Consider the following 1,596-nt stretch of genomic DNA (forward strand, 5'->3'; position numbering starts at 1 on the left):
GGGCACGTTCGCGCATCACGTGATCCAGCGTGCGGCCGATCAAAAGAAAGAACAGCAGTGATACCGACGCGTCGAAATAGGCGTGATCGCCATGGTTGATCGTCTCGTAGAGGCTCATCGCGTAAGCGAGCGACACCCCAACCGCGATCGGCACGTCCATGTTCATGCGGCCGTGGCGCAGTGCATTCCAGGCCGAGCGGAAGAAGATGCCGCCGGCGAAAGCGAGCGCCGGGATGGCAATCAGCGCCGAGACCCAGTGAAACAGGTCGCGGGTGGCCCCTTCGGCGCCGGACCAGACCGAGACCGAAAGCAGCATGATGTTGCCCGCGGCAAAGCCGGCGACAGCAACGGCGCGGATCAGTTCGGCAAGCGTCTTGTCTTTTTCATCGATCTCGGCGGCGAACAGATGCGCCTCGTAGCCCAGTCGTCCCAGTGCAGCGACGAAAGGCGGCACCTTGTCTCCACGCCACCGGATCGCGACCCGCTTCGTCGACAGGTTGACACGCGCGCCTTCGACATTGTCGAGTTTCGCCAGCGCCGTCTCGATCGTCCGGATGCAGACTGCGCAATGAACCATCGGCACTGAAAGATCGGTCTGACGAAGATCGTCGCCAAGCGAGCGGCTCGCGAGCCTGATTTCCTGGCTGGATGGCAGCACCGATGCCGCGCTGCCCAGGTCCAGCGCCATTTCGGCGCCCGGTGCACAACAGCTCATCGCAGCGCTCCATGGGAGATCATGATCCGGCTGACGTCGCGATACGGTTTATCCAGACCGGCATCGGCGTCGATCTCGACGATCCAGACGCCGTCCTTGGGCATATGCTGCGCGGCGAATTCCTGGCCGGAGCCGAGCGCGAGCGTGACAGACTCGTCCTCTTTCTCGTAAGCCGGATGACGAAACAGCATTTTGACGCCGTGCAGGGGAACCGGCTTGCCAGCGGCATCGGTGAGGCTGTAGCGGACTTCACCCCATGCGATGGTCAGCTTGCCGGTCCAGCCAAGGGCTGCCTGTGCCCGTCCTTCCGTGGCCTTCTTGTTGAATTGCTGGCTCGCCACATAGGTGTTTTCGACGACAAGGCCAGTCCAGCTTGTGCTGGCGAGCGTCGCCATGGTCAGATTGACCGCGATGACCACGCCGAAAAAGGCGAGGATGATGGCCAGCATGTGCCTGCCGGTAAATTCACGAGGCTTTTGTACATTGGCAGTCATCTGGGGGCCTCCGGCGCGTTGAAGGTGGCGGTGTACTCGTTCGACTCGAAGCTGGCTCTGTCCTCGACGCGGAACTTGAAAGTCTGCGCCGGCGCGCGGATCTGGTCCGCCGGCTGGCGCACGAAGACCTTCAGCATTTTCAGGCGGTCGGGTTCCACCGGAATGGCGAAAGAGCGGCCTGCCGGGATGTCGTCGCCGACGACGACCATGTCGGCGCCTTCAAGGCCCTGCATGGTGACGACGAGCGTCCGCGGCTCGGGGATCATGTTGAGCAGCTTGACGGTATAGCCATTGCGGATGGAGCCGTCGGACAGCGTGACGAACTGAGGATTGCGATCATGCAATACGTTCAGTTCGAGCCGGTCGCGCGTCAGCAGGGAATAGAGC

Annotated in this window: 3 protein-coding genes; all 3 read right to left on the bottom strand. The window is 62.3% G+C overall.

The window, feature by feature from the left end:
- Positions 1–715: heavy metal-associated domain-containing protein (locus tag EN750_RS33435; RefSeq protein ID WP_145968159.1), on the bottom strand; the 715-nt coding region annotated here is incomplete at its 3' end.
- Positions 712–1,209, bottom strand: coding sequence for a FixH family protein (locus tag EN750_RS33440; protein ID WP_127399204.1), 498 nt, complete (start codon positions 1,207–1,209; stop codon positions 712–714). The genes EN750_RS33440 and EN750_RS33435, both read right to left, overlap by 4 nt.
- Positions 1,206–1,596 (bottom strand): FixG Ig-like domain-containing protein (locus tag EN750_RS33445; protein WP_281062370.1); only part of this gene is annotated, 391 nt, incomplete at its 5' end. The genes EN750_RS33445 and EN750_RS33440, both read right to left, overlap by 4 nt.

The organism is Mesorhizobium sp. M7A.F.Ca.ET.027.03.2.1 (genome assembly GCF_003999175.1).
Lineage (GTDB): Bacteria > Pseudomonadota > Alphaproteobacteria > Rhizobiales > Rhizobiaceae > Mesorhizobium.